Source organism: Bacillus sp. PAMC26543 (assembly GCF_014250375.1).
Classification (GTDB): Bacteria; Bacillota; Bacilli; order Bacillales; family Bacillaceae; genus Bacillus; species Bacillus halotolerans.
Genome location: NZ_CP060193.1, coordinates 3,632,532 through 3,647,484, shown reverse-complemented (window position 1 = coordinate 3,647,484; position 14,953 = coordinate 3,632,532). Strand labels below are relative to the sequence as shown.

The window sequence follows — 14,953 nt, the reverse complement described above, 5'->3', positions numbered from 1 at the left end:
CTCTTACTCACGCCCAGGAAGCGTATTATGAACAAAAGGAGGAGCTGGCTTCAATTCCGGCTTTTCTCCAAAAGCTTTTGCTTCGTTCACATATTCAAACGCTTCTCCGTCCGGGGCTTTCTCCTTCAGCCAGTTTTGCTCGGCGCTTTCTTCACCTTCAGAGAAATTGATAAGCTGATGAGAGAATTCCTGTTTCTCGAGCGCTTTCGGGAATGTACCCGGAACAACCGGACCTTCCTGTGCTTCTAATTCTTTAATAGCGGCCAGCCATTGGTTTTGGTGCATTGTGTCACGCGCCAGCAGGAAGCTGAGCATGTCCTTGACGCCTTTGTCATCCGTCATTTCAAACAGGCGTGCAACCTGTAGACGGCCTTGTGATTCCGCATTCAGATTGGCGCGGAAGTCTGCCAGCAGGTTTCCGCTCGCTACGATGTAGCCTCCGCTCCATGGTACGCCTGTACTGCTTTCCGGCATGGCGCCTAGTCCTGATACAATGGCATGGTGAGGGTTCATGCCTCCCATGATGGAACCAATGACTGGATCATCAGCCGCTTTTTCCTGTTCATCAAGCGGGGCATCCTCAAGAAGTCTGGCGATCATGGTAGCGATCATTTCAACGTGCCCGATTTCTTCAGTTGCCGTATCCATCAGCAAATCCTTGTATTTTTCATTTCCTCTTGTATTCCAGCCTTGAAATAAGTACTGCATGGCAACTGAAATTTCTCCGAATTGCCCGCCTAAAATTTCTTGCATTTTTTTAGCGAATAATGGATCTGGACGATCTGGCTTAGCAGGATGCTGCAGCTTTTTCGTATGCTTAAACATGCTCCCATCTCCTTTTTCGTTTATCTCTTTTTATATTTCCGATCGTTTGAAAGATAAACGAGAAGCAGCGTATCGAGATGGGGATTACGAATCCTTTCGCAGCTCCAAAAGCTCCTGAATCAGCTTCCGGCCGAAGATGGGCTCGTACTGCCGGTAAACAGGATCAAGGCGCTTCATCCAATCTTTTTTCTCTTTATCTGACAGCTCGTAGATTTTAATAGAAGAATGTTTTTTGATTTCTTCCAGCTGCTCCTTGTTCATTTTTTCGGCATACGTTTCATTCCACTCCGTTGTTTCCTTCATCGCTTCAGTCAAAATACGCCTTGTTTCCGGTGTTTGCGCGTTCCAGAAATGCTCATCAGTCATGACAGCATAGCCGAGATAACCGTGGCTGCTTATTGTCAAATAGTCTTGAACATTATAAAATTTTTTAGAATAGATGTTTGAGATTGTATTTTCCTCGCCATCTACTATATTGTTTTCTAACAGCTGAAAAGTAGAATTGAAAGATTCCTGGTGGGGTGCTGCACCAAGCAGCTTGAACTGGTCCTCTATCACATTACTTTGCATAATGCGCAGATCTTGTCCTTTTAAATCATCGGGTGTTTTGACCGGGCCTTGATTCGTGGTGATTTGCTTAAAGCCGTTTGTCCAGTACGCCAGGCCCTTTAATTGGTTTTTCTTTAAGGAATCAAACAGCTGTGTTCCAATTTTTCCGTGCAGCCCTTTTTTAACGGCATCATAGTCTGTAAACGCATACGGAAGATCAAGAACTCCCCATTCAGGAGAGAGCATACCGAGCTTCGATGTGGAGGGGGCGATAAATTGCACGTCGCCATTTTGCAATGCTTCGATTTCTTCAATGTCCGAATACAGGCTTCCATTCGGGAACACTTCAATTTTCATTTTCCCGCCTGATTTCTCGTTTACGAGCTCGGCGAATTTGTTGGCGGCCAGCCCTTTTGGCGTGTTTTCAGCAACAACGTGGCTGAATTTGAATACGATTTGATCCTGTAAGCCTTCCTGGTCGTCATCATATACAATCTCTTCGCCGCTGGACCGGTCATGGAATCCGATAAATAAAGCGGTTGCAATTCCGGCGATCATCAGACCGAGACATGCAAGCAAACTCTTCATGAAAAGCCCCCTCCCTTATGTTAAGAATAATGGGGCAGATGTGATTCGTAAAGACCTGAAAGGAGAAGCTGATGAACAAAAAAAAGCTCTCAATCCGCTGGAAAATCACGATCCTTTCCTACATACTCGTCATTTTCTCCTTTTTGATCGGCGGCATTGTGCTCATAGGCAATATTCAGCATACTGAGGAAAGGGAGCTGAAAAAAAGGCTGATGAATACGGCTCGGACGGTGTCGGAGATGACCGAAGTGAAAGAGGCGTTATCGCGAAAAGAACAAACAGAAGCCGTCCGTCATGCGGTTGAAGAGATCCGTATGATCAATGAAGCAGACTACATTGTCGTCATGGATATGGATCACATTCGCTATACTCATCCTGTCACCACAAACATCGGAAAAAAGTCAAAGGGTGCAGATGAAGAAGCAGCGTTTGCGGAGCACATTTATTTCTCAGAAGCAACAGGCGAGATCGGGACGGCTGTCCGGGCCTTTTATCCGGTAAAGGATCAGGATTTGAACCAGGTCGGCGTAGTACTCGTTGGAAAAACACTGCCGGGGATGGCTGATATATTGTTTCATTTAAGAAGGGATATCGCCTTCATCGTAGTGCTGACACTCGGGTTCGGCCTGGCGGGTTCGTTCCTGCTGGCCCGTCATATCAAAAAACAAATGTTTCAGCTCGAGCCCCATGAAATTGTCAGAATGTATGAAGAGCGAACCGCTACCTTTCACTCTATGAACGAAGGCGTGATCGCTATTGACAACCGGCATATCATCACAATATTTAATGAAAAAGCCAAACAGATTTTTGAGGTGCAGGGCGATCTGGTCGGAAAGGTGATTTGGGATGTACTCAAGGATTCGCGTTTGCCCGAAATCGTGGAACGGAACAAGGCGGTTTATAATGAAGAAATTCGTGTCAGCGGAAAGGTCATCATGAGCAGCAGGATTCCGATCGTCATGAAGAAAAAAGTCATCGGTGCCGTCGCGATTTTTCAGGACAGAACGGAAGCGGCCAAGATGGCTGAGGAATTGACGGGTGTCAAAAACTTTGTCGAAGCGCTCCGCGTCCAAAATCATGAGCATATGAACAAGCTCCATACCATCGCAGGCCTGATCCAGCTCGGGAAATCTGAAAAAGCGCTGCAGCTGGCGTTTCAGACTTCAACCGAGCAGGAAAACGTCACAGAATTTCTGCATCGCTCCATTCAAAATGACGCCGCGGCGGGGCTTTTGTTAAGTAAAATCAGAAGGGGAAAAGAGCTCGGCATTGCTGTGCATATTGATGAAAACAGCAGCCTGCAGCAATTTCCCGAGCATGTTGACCAGCATGATATCGTCGTGCTTCTCGGCAACCTGATTGAAAATGCCTTCGGCTCGTTTGAAACCGTTCAGTCTGATGACAAACGAATTGACATCAGCATTGAACAAACGGAGGATATCCTTGCGATTTTAATAGAAGACAACGGATGCGGGATTCAACACACACATATGCCGTACCTTTATGAAAAAGGATTTACAGTGAATAAAACAGGCGGCACAGGCTATGGCCTCTATTTAGTCAAGCAAATAACAGACAAAGGATCGGGTGCGATAGAGGTCGATTCACACCCGGGACAGGGAACGTCTTTTTCAATCGTTTTTCCGATGAAGGGGGAGGAAGCGCAGCATGGCTCGTAAGGAAATCAAGGTTCTGCTCATTGAAGACGATCCGATGGTTCAGGAAGTCAATAAGGATTTCATAACAACCGTTAAAGGCTTTACCGTCTGTGCGCAAGCGGGAAACGGGGACGAAGGCATCAAGCTGATCAAAGAACAGCAGCCCGAACTCGTGGTTCTGGATGTATACATGCCAAAAAAAGACGGGATCAAAACCTTGCAGGAGATCAGAAAGCAAAAGCTTGAGGTAGATGTCATCGTCGTATCCGCTGCAAAAGACAAGGAAACAATTGCTCTTATGCTGCAAAATGGAGCAGTTGACTATATCTTAAAACCGTTTAAGCTCGAACGGATGAGACAGGCGCTTGAAAAATATAAGCGGTATAAACAAAAAATAGAGGAAAACGACACGCTGTCCCAGGATCAGCTTGATGCCATCCTCAATATCCCGCAGCAGGCCGTACAGGATCTGCCGAAGGGGTTGAATCATTTTACGATGAATGAGCTCATTGCTTTTTTGAAGCAGCAAACGTCGCCTCTTTCTGCTGAAGAGGTTGCCAAGGCTCTCGGCATCGCCAGAGTGACAGCGAGACGCTATCTTGATTATCTCGAAAAGAACGGAACGATTCAGCTTGATGTTCAGTACGGAGGAGTCGGACGCCCCGTCAACCGCTACATATTTAAAGTGTAAACCCGAGACCAAAAAGACCAAAATGTCCGTTATGAACATAAACTTCCCCGTCTCTAATGAAAACGCTATCATTCTAGTAAGAAAGACACAAAGGCGACTAGGACAGGGGAGGGAGAATATGAAACTGTTTAAAAATTTAACAGTTCAAGTCATAACCGCGGTCATCATCGGGGTCATTGTCGGATTGGTTTGGCCGGATGTCGGGAAAGAAATGAAACCGCTTGGCGATACCTTTATCAACGCTGTGAAAATGGTGATCGCTCCAATCATTTTCTTCACAATCGTTCTCGGGATTGCAAAAATGGGCGATATGAAGAAGGTTGGAAAAGTAGGGGGAAAAGCATTTATCTATTTCGAGGTTGTTACGACCCTTGCACTCATTATCGGTTTATTTGTCGTCAATATTATGAAGCCGGGTGCGGGCCTCGATTACAGCAAGCTTGAAAAGGGAGATGTCTCACAATACACCCAAAATGGCGGTCAGGGGATCGACTGGGTTGAATTTGTCACACACATCGTACCGTCCAACATGGTTGATGCCTTCGCAAAAGGGGATATTTTGCAGGTCTTATTCTTTTCCATTCTTTTCGGAGTCGGTCTAGCGGCATTAGGTGAAAAAGGGAAAAGCGTCATTGATTTCTTTGATAAAGTTTCACATGTCTTTTTCAAAATTATCGGCTATGTTATGCGTGCCGCTCCAATCGGTGCATTCGGAGCGATGGCGTATACGATCGGGCACTTCGGACTCGATTCCATCAAGCCGCTTGCCAGCTTAATGCTGTCCGTGTATATCACAATGTTCCTGTTCGTGTTTGTTGTTTTAAATATCATCTGCAAGCTATACGGATTCAGCCTGTGGAATTACCTGCGCTTCATCAAAGATGAGCTTCTCATCGTGCTCGGCACAAGCTCTTCAGAATCGGTTCTTCCGAGAATGATGGATAAAATGGAACGCTACGGCTGTTCAAAATCAGTCGTCGGGCTCGTTATTCCGACCGGGTATTCGTTTAACCTTGACGGAACATCCATTTATTTATCAATGGCGACTGTCTTTCTGGCTCAAGTGTTTGGAGTGGATCTCAGCATCGGCCAGCAAATTACGATTATCCTCGTTCTGATGCTGACTTCGAAGGGGGCAGCCGGTGTGACAGGAAGCGGATTTATCGTTCTTGCGTCAACGCTGTCAGCACTTCAGGTCATTCCGCTTGAGGGTCTTGCGCTTCTGCTTGGTGTCGACCGTTTCATGAGTGAAGGAAGAGCGATTGTGAACCTGATCGGAAACGGAATCGCCACAATCATCGTTGCAAAAAGCGAAAAAGAATTCGATGAAGCAAAAAGCGTGGAGGCTGTGGAAGGCATGAAAAAAATGAAAACAGCAGTCTGAAAAAAAAACGGCCCATTATGGGGCCGTTTTTTTAATTGTTTAAGAATAATTAAGGTGAGGACAGAGACCTCAGCATTTTTTTGTTATATAATTTACAAATGGATACTATATTGAATGAAGGACGTTTGTCCTAACAGGAGTGTATAAATGGCCGCTTTAGTAAAATTTTTTCAGCACCCGGGAGTAAGGCGTTTTTCCATCTTTGTCGTGTTAACTGGTGTGTTATATCTATTTAAGAGCATGATCAACTTAATATTGCTGACCTTCATTTTCACATTTCTTATGGATCGTTTGGAGCTTGTCGTCCGGCAGTTTTTAAGCCGGTTCTTCCGCGTGAGCCAGCGGGTTGTCATTACGTTTCTCTACATTTTGCTGGCCGTGCTGCTTACAGTCGGAGGGTTTGTGTTTTATCCGGTCGTTGCCGCACAGATTCAGCAGCTGATCAAGCAGATTAAACATATTGCGTATCATCCAAGCAGCATTCCTTTCTTTGATGAGATCACAAGTGTTTTCGGAGATATTAATATCAGTTCGTATGTCAAAGAGGGTTTCAATGTACTTTATACGTATCTGGCCGATATCAGCACATTCGGCTTGCAGATCGTGATGGCGCTCATTCTCAGCATGTTCTTCTTATTTGAGAAAAAACGGCTGTCTGAATTTATGGAGCAGTTTAAAACGAGCAAGCTTGCTGTTTTTTATAATGAGATTGCTTTTTTCGGAGGTAAATTCGCGAGAACGTTCGGCAAGGTGCTTGAGGCACAATTTATCATTGCGCTCGTGAACTGCATACTGACTTTTATTGCGCTCTGGATTATGCACTTCCCTCAGCTGTTGGGGCTGTCCATCATGGTTTTCTTTCTCGGATTGATCCCAGTAGCAGGCGTTGTCATCTCCCTGATCCCGCTTAGCATTATTGCATACAGCACAGGCGGCGGAATGTATGTGCTTTACATTGTGCTTGTCATTTTCGCCATTCATGCGATTGAGACATATTTCCTCAATCCGAAGCTGATGTCAGCGAAAACAGAGCTGCCGATCTTTTTCACATTTACAGTCCTGATTTTTTCTGAACACTTTCTCGGCATTTGGGGCTTAATTATCGGGATTCCGATCTTTGTATTTCTCCTGGATATTCTTGATGTAACCAACAAGGAAAATAGGCCTAAAAGACCTCGAGAGAAAAGTAACAAAAAATAGTTTACAAAATTGGATATTTTCTGTATAAATAAAACTACATCATACAAAAGTAAGCCACACGCTTAATCCTTTTTAAAAGGAGTGGGGGACCCAATCGTTTGGGGTTCATTTTTCATCTGAAAAACGGACATCTCTTCGTCCGAACCCGGCAGCTAACCTCATCAGCGTGAAGAGAGAATCCTGTGGTTTTATGATACAGCCAAAGCCCGCGGGAGTCTCTCGCGGGCTTTTTTTCAAAAAAGGAGGAATGCGGATGAAACTGGCAAGAAAGATCATCATTGCATTGGTTCTGGGTGCCGTCACGGGGATTATTCTTAATGTAACATCACCTGAATTATTTGAAAATTTGAATAAGTTTGTATTCGGTCCTCTTGGCACCATCTTTTTAAATCTCATTAAAATGCTTGTCGTACCGATTGTTTTTTTCTCTCTTACATTAGGAGTTGCCGGGCTTGGCGATCCTAAAAAGCTTGGCAGAATCGGTGTGAAGGCCATTTCTTATTTTCTCATCACGACAGCGGTGGCGATTACGATCGGGCTTATACTGGCGCTTGTCATTAAGCCGGGTGAGTTCGGCACTTATGATGTCTCATCCGCTAAATTCGAGGCAGAAGAAGCGCCGAGTGTTGCTGACACACTTCTGAACATGATTCCGGCCAATCCCGTTCAAGCGATGACCGAAGGGAATATGCTCCAGATTATCGTGTTTTCCATTTTTGTCGGACTCGGGATTACGATGCTAGGCAAAAAAGCGGATATGCTTTTGAAAGTCGTGGAGCAGGGCAATGAACTGATGATGTATCTGGTCAACCTGGTCATGAAGTTTGCGCCATACGGCACGTTTGGTCTCATTGCGACAGCTATCGGCAGCCAGGGATTCAGTGCAATAAAAGCGATGGGGCTGTACATGATTGTTGTTACACTGTCTCTTGTCATACATGCAATCGTCACATACGGTTCAACAGTGGCTCTTTTAGCAAAAAGAAATCCGATTACATTCTTTAAAGATTTCTCAGAAGTTATGGTCGTTGCGTTCAGTACCTCAAGCAGCAATGCAACACTTCCGGTATCAATGGATGTAGCCCAGAAAAAACTAAAAGTGCCTGAGCCGATCAGCAGCTTCGTTCAGCCGCTCGGGGCGACGATTAACATGGACGGGACAGCCATTATGCAAGGGGTGGCCACCATCTTCATTGCACAGGTATTCGGACATGATCTTACATTTACGCAATTGCTGATGGTGATATTGACGGCTGTATTAGCAAGTGTGGGAACTGCGGGTGTTCCGGGAGTGGGTTTGATTATGCTCGCTATGGTGCTTCAATCAGTCGGCTTGCCTGTTGAGGGTATCGGATTGATCCTCGGAATAGACCGCTTGCTCGATATGCTTCGCACAGTGGTCAACACAACAGGAGACGCGGCCTGTGCCGTCATCATTACAGAAACAGAAAAGAACAAACAGCCGGAGCAAGCACCGACTCTATCGGTTTAACCAAACATTTGGAAGCAACAAATGCTATAATACAAACAGTGCCTATTTTTAGGCACTGTTTATTTTTGTCGAAAAAAGGAGGAAGGCTTTATGGCTGAGCCGATTTTACATATTGAAGGCCTTGATAAAAAAATAGGGTCTAAACAGATTTTAAAACAGATCAGCATGGACGTCAGGCAGGGAGAGATTATCGGTCTTCTCGGTCCGAACGGTTCCGGAAAAACGACACTCATCCGCATCATCGTCGGGCTGTTAAAACAAAACAGCGGAAGTGTGGCCATCAACGGATTCAAGCATGATACTGAGTTCGAACAAGCGATGGAAGCTGTCGGCGCGATTGTGGAAAACCCTGAGTTTTACCCGTACCTGTCAGGCTGGGAAAACCTTAAACACTTTGCAAATATGCACAAAAAGATAACTGATGAAAGACTGGACGAAGTGGTGGAACGAGTCGGGCTGACGTCAGCAATTGATGATAAGGTGAAAACCTACTCCCTCGGCATGCGCCAGCGTCTCGGCATTGCTCAGGCAATTCTTCACCGGCCGAAGCTTCTCATTTTAGATGAGCCGACAAACGGTCTTGATCCTGCCGGTATGAAGGATTTTCGCGACCATATTAAGGAGCTCGCCGAAGAGGAAGGAACAGCGGTTTTATTCGCCACTCATTTATTGCGTGAAGTTGAAGACCTGTGTGACCGTGTGATCATCATACAAAAAGGCGAGATCAAAGCAGAAGTGAGCCTGAATGGAGCCGGTCAGAAAACGGAAAAAGCCGTTATTGAAGTGCAGCCGGCGCAAAAAGCGCTCGATTGGCTGACGGGCAATGGATACACAGCTGAACGTAAAGACGGCTCCATCGTGGTGGATATAGCGAAAGAAAATATACCAGAGCTGAACCGCTCACTAGTCGGACAAGGACTGAACGTATTTTCAATTATGCCTTATACGCAGTCACTGGAAGACGAATTTATAAAAGCGACAACCGCTCATCAAGAGGAGGGAGAAGAGCTTGTCTAAATTAATATGGAATGAACATATGAAACTCTTTAATCGGAAAGTCACATTTGTTTCGCTTATATTGATGGCCGTATTTCAATTTTTCATGGCGCTGATCATTAAACGGATCGTTATCAGTGCCGGAACTGACGAAAACTTCATCGGCTACTTTTCCTATACACCGAGCCTGAATATCTTGCTGCAGGCGTTAACCATTGTCATTGCAGCGACGATTATTTCTAATGAATTTGATAAAAAGACAATCAAATTTCTGCTTATTCGCCCGGTCAAGCGGCAAAAGGTCTTTTGGTCGAAACTAATGACAGTTGTAATGGTCAGCTTCTATCTTTATCTGGCATACTACATTCTGGCTTTATTATTCGGTCTTGTCTTTTTTGGCACGTCCGTGACATCTGAATCAAAAACATTGTTCATCAACACATTGGAGCTAATCGGCACAAACTGGCTTGAAGCGGTGCTGATGGGATTATTCGGTTTGCTTTGTTCATCACTGTTCCGCAACAGTGCCATTTCAGTTGTTGTTTCTTTTGTTGTTTTATATGGAGCAAGTTCACTTGTGCAAATCATGAAGCTGTTTGAAAACAAATGGGGAAGCTTTTTGCTTTTTGCAAACACGGACTTCACTCAATACAAAAGCGGACAAACGGCTCTGTTTTCAGGCATGACGCCATTGTTCTCTGTAGGGATTATTGTGATTCATGCTGTTTTCTTCATTGCCGTTGCCTGGTGGAGTTTCTGCAAACGGGATGTTCGAATCTAAAGGCAAGGAATGACATTTTTGTGAAAAAGCTCACGTAAATCAATATCATTCGATGTTTTGGTTTATAATAAAGGTACTGACGGAGGTGTCTCGAATTGAGGAACTTTATTACCGCTTTACCGATTGTATTGCTGCTTGGATTCTCATTTGTGTCATTCATGTTTCAGTTTGAACATCTTGTATATTTCAGGCTCGCGCTGGGGTTGTTTTCTCTCGTGGGGCTGTACATGATATATAAAATGAAGACGGGTATCCGTTATTTTATCATATATCTGTATGCAAGCTGGATTGTGCTTGCGGCAGTTACTGCCTTTGAAGAGCCGATTTTCTCAAGCTTTTTCTTCGGCGGATTGGTCATGACAATGGGTTACCTGACTTATATGCTCATTTATCTCGGTATGAAACAAGACCGGGATGCAAATCCGGTTTAAACACGCTGTTCCCTCGGGAACGGCGTGTTTTTCTATCGTGGACAAATTGTTAACAGTTGCGGAATCATGGCTGGAAATCTATAATACATATTAAATTTATCGGAATTGAAAAAATGGGGGGCTGCCGGATGTCATTATTTGTACGGAACGAAAAACAGCGGCAATGGATAGAGAAAATAGGACAGCTAGCGGATGAATTTCAGCAAACAGCCGCTAAGGATGATGAACAGGGACGATTTCCTGCCGAAAAAATACAAAAACTGCTTGATTCGGGATATACGGCGATAACCGTGCCAAAATCCCATGGAGGAGCAGGAATGTCTGTTTACGACATGCTGCTTTTTCAAGAGCGGCTTGCACGGGGAGATGCTCCTGCAGCTCTGAGCATCGGCTGGCATTTAAGCGTGATGGGAGAGCTCGGAGAAGGAAACAGCTGGGATGAAGATGTGTTTGCGTTTATCGCAAAGGAAGTCCAAAACGGCGCCGTGATCAATAGAGCAGCGACAGAAGCGAAAACCGGGAGCCCGACCAGGGGAGGACGCCCCGGGACTGCCGCCGTCAAAAAGGACGGCAAATGGGTGGTGAATGGAAGAAAAACGTTTACGACAATGTCGCAAGCGCTTGATTATTTTTTAGTGACGGCATGGATTGAAGAAAAACAAACAACAGGTGTCGTGTTGGTTCATAAAAATGATCCTGGTGTATCAATTGAAGAAACATGGGATATGATGGCGATGCGGGCTACCGGCAGCCATGATCTTGTATTAAACGAGGTAACGCTGGAGGACGATAAACTGGTGGAGCTGCTTCAAGGGCCGCGGGGAGCAAAGCCAAATGGCTGGCTGCTCCATATTCCGGCGGTTTATCTTGGCGTGGCTCAAGCTGCTAGAGACTATGCGGTGCGCTTTGCCTCCGAGTATTCTCCAAATAGTTTGAAGGGACCGATCAAGGATGTTCCGGCCGTTCAGCAAAGAACAGGCGAAATGGAGCTTGAATTGCTGAATGCCAGACACTTTCTTTTTCATGCGGCTGAATTGTATGACGATCCGGAGCGCCGCCCTTACTTGAAGAGTGAGCTCGGTGCGGCAAAACATATCGTCACAAACGCCGCGCTTTCTGTTGTAGACAAAGCGATGAGAATTGCAGGGGCCAAAAGCCTCGAACGCACCAATCCGCTTCAGCGCTATTACCGGGATGTGCGCGCCGGTCTCCATAACCCGCCGATGGACGACGCGGTCATTCAAAAGCTGGCCGCAGAAGCTTTCAATACATAAAAAAGAGCCTTTGCCGGCTCTTTTTTATGTATTGTTTTGTTCCTGGAGATTCTTCTGATGCTTGCGGTCAATTCTGTCGTAAATGACGTTCATCAGCTTTGGATTGCCCATGATCGCCTCTTTGTTTTCCTGGATCAGCTGTTGGTAGGTTTTTATTTTACGCTTTGGCATGCCCTGGCGCCTCCTGACAATGTTTTGTATTCACTTTCCAGCTCCATCAGCGACAATTCATACAAATGACGCTTTGACTTTTTGTATATACCATTCTGTATTAACAGATGAATGAGATGCTTTTTTCTGATTTCTGCAGACTGAGGTGTCATTGTGTCACCAACCTCCAATCAAACGATATTGATAATCATTATCAATTAACCTCAGTATACAATGTCCGCCACAGCCTGTAAAGGTGAAAACAGTCCTATTCTTTCGTAAGTAAGCAAACCTTCAACATATCGACAAAAAGTTTCCCGGGCAATAATTTGCTGTCGAAATTTCCCTCCCCGTTGAGAATCGCTGCTGCTATTTTTCATGTTTTTAACCATACTATGTAATAGAATGGAGGCTGGTATTCAATGGGGAGGACAGATAATCTTAAAAAGGGAGAAAAAGGAGCACTCCTCAATATTTTGGCATATATCATTCTTGCTGCAGTAAAGCTGACAATCGGAATACTGTATCATTCTGAAGCGCTGAGAGCAGACGGGTTAAACAATGGGACAGATATTGTAGCGTCAATAGCGGTGCTGATCGGACTGCGTATTTCCCAAAGGCCGGCTGACAGTGACCATCCATATGGCCATTATCGGGCTGAAACAATTTCGTCCCTTATTGCGTCTTTTATTATGATGGCTGTTGGAATTGAAGTGTTAATCGGCGGAGGAAAAGCGATTGCGGGCGGCACATCAGAAACGCCAAGCCTTATCGCGGCGTGGACGGCTTTAGGCAGTGCAGTGTTTATGTACGGCATCTATTTATATAACAAAAGACTCGCAGCATCCATTAAAAGCTCTGCACTTATGGCGGCGGCGAAGGACAGCAGGTCAGACGCATTTGTCAGTGCCGGAGCGTTTATCGGTGTTTTTTCTTCCCAGCTGCAGCTGGCCTGGATAGATCCGGTTACGGCTTTTATTATTGGAATCATCATTTGCAAGACAGCCTGGGATATCTTCAAAGACGCTTCGCATTCATTAACGGACGGGTTCCATTTGAAAGATCTTGAACCTTATAAACAGACTGTCGGCCGGATAGAAAATGTGCATCGTCTTAAGGACGTGAAAGCGCGATACTTGGGCAGCACAGTACATATAGAGATGGTCATTACAGTGGATCCGAAGCTGACAGTAGAGGAAGGCCATGGGGTCGCAGATGAGGTAGAAAACAAAATAAAACATGAACACGATGTCACTCATGTTCATGTTCACGTAGAGCCCGACGACATAAAATAGGGCTGCTTATCGAATTAGCTTATATGTTCTGATAAGAATTCAGTCACTTCTTCAGGCGTTTTGGCATTGGCGCTGTGAAGATGGCCTGTTTTTTCTCCATTTTTGAAAATGAGCAGGCTTGGAATACCCATTACCTGATATGTTTCAGCCAGTTCAGGAAGCTCGTCCTTATTCAGCTCGTACCAATCGTTTTGATTGTACGTTTCCAAAATATCGCCGATGAACATATTCATGCGTGTGCAGTCAGGGCACCAATCAGCATAAAACTTTACAATGATTTCTTTATCAGATTGAATCAATTCATTAAATTGTTCTTTTGTTGTGATTTTTTTCATATGTCACATCTCCTTTTCAATGCCATTTTAATATAAAATAAAAAGGAATTACATACAAATGCATTCAGCTTCAGCATGCCCAAAAATAATTAGATCATTTTCTTGTGAAAGTGATAAGATAGTAAAGATGAATTGTAGTGGGGGGAGTATCCATTGAAAACAAGTCTAGGATTAGTGTACGGCGGTAAGTCAGCCGAACATAATGTTTCGCTTCAGACAGCTCTGGCTGTAACAAAAGCGCTAAATACTGAGAAGTTTGATATACATCCAATTTATATAACTGAAAAAGGCGAATGGATAAGAGGCGCACGTTTAACAGAGCCTGTTTCCAACGTAAAAATGCTTCAGCTTGAGCAGGGCGGAACTGCTTTTTCTCCATCTGCTCTCAACCAGGAGATGTTTCCGCAGGAAGTGTCACAACAAAATGAAGCAATTGATGTCGTCTTCCCGCTCCTGCACGGCCCGAACGGAGAGGATGGAACGATTCAGGGAATGCTTGAACTTTTAAATATTCCTTATGTCGGCAACGGTGTGCTCGCTTCCTCAGCTGGTATGGATAAAGTTGTCATGAAGCATTTGTTTGCGCAAGCCGGCCTTGCACAGGCGAAATACACAGCCTTCCTTAAAAAAGACTGGACTCGTTCTCCAGAAGAAAGCTGCGAGCAAGTAGAACAAGAATTGGGCTACCCTTGCTTCGTGAAGCCGGCCAACCTTGGCTCAAGCGTCGGAATCAGCAAATGCCGAAACCGTGAAGAACTGCAAAAAGCGTTTGAGCTGGCGTTCCAATATGACCGGAAAGTCGTAGTCGAAGAAGGCATCAACGGCCGCGAAATTGAAATCGGCGTTCTCGGAAATGATGATCCTAAATGCTCTGCAGTTGGAGAAATCGCACCTAAGACAGATTTCTACGATTACAAAGCGAAATACGAGGATGGAGACACTGACCTGATTATTCCTGCGACTGTAACAGATGAGGAATACGCGAAAATCAGTGACATGGCGATCAGAGCGTTTAAATCAATTGACGGTTCAGGACTTGTCAGAGCGGACTTTTTCCTGACAGCTGACGGCGAAGTGCTGATCAATGAAGTAAACACGATGCCTGGTTTTACACCGTTCAGCATGTTCCCGCTTCTCTGGAAAGAAGCCGGAGTTGAATACGCTGACCTCATTGAACAGCTTGTAGAGCTGGCTAAAGAACGCCACGCTGAAAAGCAATTGATTAAACATACATTCTAAATGAAGACGGACACTGCCGGTAAAAGGGCAGTGTCTTTTCCCGTATATCACCAAAAGAAAGAGAG

General features: G+C 45.0%; 15 protein-coding genes, 1 pseudogene and 1 riboswitch. Of the genes and pseudogenes, 11 read left to right on the top strand and 5 right to left on the bottom strand.

Annotation, left to right across the window (positions count from 1 at the left end):
- Positions 1 to 3: 3 nt before the first annotated feature.
- Together H7F27_RS18470 and H7F27_RS18465 are read right to left on the bottom strand one after the other, a co-directional pair.
- Positions 4 to 825, bottom strand: a complete 822-nt coding sequence (locus H7F27_RS18470; protein WP_024120276.1) for a manganese catalase — start codon at positions 823 to 825, stop codon at positions 4 to 6.
- Positions 826 to 909: 84 nt separating this feature from the next.
- Positions 910 to 1,962 (bottom strand): TRAP transporter substrate-binding protein, encoded by a 1,053-nt coding sequence (locus H7F27_RS18465; RefSeq protein ID WP_185848263.1) that lies wholly within the window; start codon positions 1,960 to 1,962, stop codon positions 910 to 912.
- 71 nt (positions 1,963 to 2,033) lie between these two features.
- Between H7F27_RS18465 and dctS the strand changes: the two genes are divergently transcribed.
- The 9 genes from dctS (at position 2,034) to H7F27_RS18420 (ending at position 11,869) form a co-directional block, all read left to right on the top strand.
- Positions 2,034 to 3,641, top strand: a complete 1,608-nt coding sequence (gene dctS / locus H7F27_RS18460) for a two-component system sensor histidine kinase DctS (protein WP_044161761.1) — start codon at positions 2,034 to 2,036, stop codon at positions 3,639 to 3,641.
- Entirely contained in the window at positions 3,631 to 4,311 is a 681-nt protein-coding gene (locus H7F27_RS18455; protein ID WP_101860311.1) for a two-component system response regulator DctR, read from the top strand. The genes dctS and H7F27_RS18455 overlap by 11 nt, the downstream gene beginning before the upstream one ends.
- Before the next feature lie 118 nt (positions 4,312 to 4,429).
- Positions 4,430 to 5,695, top strand: a complete 1,266-nt coding sequence (dctP, locus tag H7F27_RS18450) for a C4-dicarboxylate transporter DctP (protein WP_059353128.1) — start codon at positions 4,430 to 4,432, stop codon at positions 5,693 to 5,695.
- Positions 5,696 to 5,842: 147 nt separating this feature from the next.
- Positions 5,843 to 6,895, top strand: a complete 1,053-nt coding sequence (locus H7F27_RS18445; protein ID WP_024120281.1) for an AI-2E family transporter — start codon at positions 5,843 to 5,845, stop codon at positions 6,893 to 6,895.
- Positions 6,896 to 6,944: 49 nt separating this feature from the next.
- Positions 6,945 to 7,076: riboswitch (cyclic di-AMP (ydaO/yuaA leader) on the top strand.
- Between the two features lie 72 nt (positions 7,077 to 7,148).
- Entirely contained in the window at positions 7,149 to 8,387 is a 1,239-nt protein-coding gene (locus H7F27_RS18440; protein WP_024120282.1) for a dicarboxylate/amino acid:cation symporter, read from the top strand.
- Between the two features lie 90 nt (positions 8,388 to 8,477).
- The gene (locus tag H7F27_RS18435; protein WP_095714118.1) at positions 8,478 to 9,404 is read left to right on the top strand and encodes an ABC transporter ATP-binding protein; all 927 of its coding nucleotides are present in this window, start codon (positions 8,478 to 8,480) and stop codon (positions 9,402 to 9,404) included.
- Complete coding sequence (locus tag H7F27_RS18430; RefSeq protein WP_024120284.1) at positions 9,397 to 10,164, top strand: ABC transporter permease; 768 nt, start codon at positions 9,397 to 9,399, stop codon at positions 10,162 to 10,164. The genes H7F27_RS18435 and H7F27_RS18430 overlap by 8 nt, the downstream gene beginning before the upstream one ends.
- A gap of 95 nt (positions 10,165 to 10,259) precedes the next feature.
- Positions 10,260 to 10,595, top strand: a complete 336-nt coding sequence (locus H7F27_RS18425) for a hypothetical protein (protein ID WP_003225151.1) — start codon at positions 10,260 to 10,262, stop codon at positions 10,593 to 10,595.
- A gap of 128 nt (positions 10,596 to 10,723) precedes the next feature.
- Entirely contained in the window at positions 10,724 to 11,869 is a 1,146-nt protein-coding gene (locus H7F27_RS18420; RefSeq protein ID WP_185848262.1) for an acyl-CoA dehydrogenase family protein, read from the top strand.
- Between the two features lie 24 nt (positions 11,870 to 11,893).
- Here H7F27_RS18420 and fbpB read toward each other — a convergent pair whose 3' ends face one another.
- Entirely contained in the window at positions 11,894 to 12,040 is a 147-nt protein-coding gene (gene fbpB / locus H7F27_RS18415; protein WP_010333101.1) for a Fur-regulated basic protein FbpB, read from the bottom strand.
- Positions 12,027 to 12,192 (bottom strand): annotated as a pseudogene (locus H7F27_RS18410) (Fur-regulated basic protein FbpA). Before H7F27_RS18410 ends, fbpB begins: the two are co-directional and overlap by 14 nt.
- 249 nt (positions 12,193 to 12,441) lie before the next feature.
- Here H7F27_RS18410 and H7F27_RS18405 point away from each other — a divergent pair.
- On the top strand, positions 12,442 to 13,314 hold the full coding sequence (locus H7F27_RS18405; protein WP_024120288.1) for a cation diffusion facilitator family transporter: 873 nt from the start codon (positions 12,442 to 12,444) through the stop codon (positions 13,312 to 13,314).
- A gap of 14 nt (positions 13,315 to 13,328) precedes the next feature.
- On the opposite strand, the gene H7F27_RS18400 is transcribed toward H7F27_RS18405, so the two are convergent.
- Positions 13,329 to 13,649: a thioredoxin family protein gene (locus H7F27_RS18400; RefSeq protein WP_010333104.1), complete on the bottom strand. Its 321-nt coding sequence runs from the start codon at positions 13,647 to 13,649 to the stop codon at positions 13,329 to 13,331.
- Positions 13,650 to 13,802: 153 nt separating this feature from the next.
- Between H7F27_RS18400 and H7F27_RS18395 the strand changes: the two genes are divergently transcribed.
- Positions 13,803 to 14,888 (top strand): D-alanine--D-alanine ligase, encoded by a 1,086-nt coding sequence (locus H7F27_RS18395; RefSeq protein WP_024120289.1) that lies wholly within the window; start codon positions 13,803 to 13,805, stop codon positions 14,886 to 14,888.
- The last annotated feature ends 65 nt before the right edge of the window (positions 14,889 to 14,953 follow it).

Excerpts from the sequence above, each read along its gene's own strand:
- H7F27_RS18470 (WP_024120276.1), bottom strand. The coding sequence starts at position 825 with ATGTTTAAGCATACGAAAAAGCTGCAGCATCCTGCTAAGCCAGATCGT.
- H7F27_RS18435 (WP_095714118.1), top strand. The coding sequence starts at position 8,478 with ATGGCTGAGCCGATTTTACATATTGAAGGCCTTGATAAAAAAATAGGG.
- H7F27_RS18455 (WP_101860311.1), top strand. The coding sequence starts at position 3,631 with ATGGCTCGTAAGGAAATCAAGGTTCTGCTCATTGAAGACGATCCGATG.
- H7F27_RS18405 (WP_024120288.1), top strand. The coding sequence starts at position 12,442 with ATGGGGAGGACAGATAATCTTAAAAAGGGAGAAAAAGGAGCACTCCTC.
- H7F27_RS18420 (WP_185848262.1), top strand. The coding sequence starts at position 10,724 with ATGTCATTATTTGTACGGAACGAAAAACAGCGGCAATGGATAGAGAAA.
- H7F27_RS18400 (WP_010333104.1), bottom strand. The coding sequence starts at position 13,649 with ATGAAAAAAATCACAACAAAAGAACAATTTAATGAATTGATTCAATCT.
- dctS (WP_044161761.1), top strand. The coding sequence starts at position 2,034 with ATGAACAAAAAAAAGCTCTCAATCCGCTGGAAAATCACGATCCTTTCC.
- H7F27_RS18465 (WP_185848263.1), bottom strand. The coding sequence starts at position 1,962 with ATGAAGAGTTTGCTTGCATGTCTCGGTCTGATGATCGCCGGAATTGCA.
- fbpB (WP_010333101.1), bottom strand. The coding sequence starts at position 12,040 with ATGCCAAAGCGTAAAATAAAAACCTACCAACAGCTGATCCAGGAAAAC.
- dctP (WP_059353128.1), top strand. The coding sequence starts at position 4,430 with ATGAAACTGTTTAAAAATTTAACAGTTCAAGTCATAACCGCGGTCATC.
- H7F27_RS18440 (WP_024120282.1), top strand. The coding sequence starts at position 7,149 with ATGAAACTGGCAAGAAAGATCATCATTGCATTGGTTCTGGGTGCCGTC.
- H7F27_RS18445 (WP_024120281.1), top strand. The coding sequence starts at position 5,843 with ATGGCCGCTTTAGTAAAATTTTTTCAGCACCCGGGAGTAAGGCGTTTT.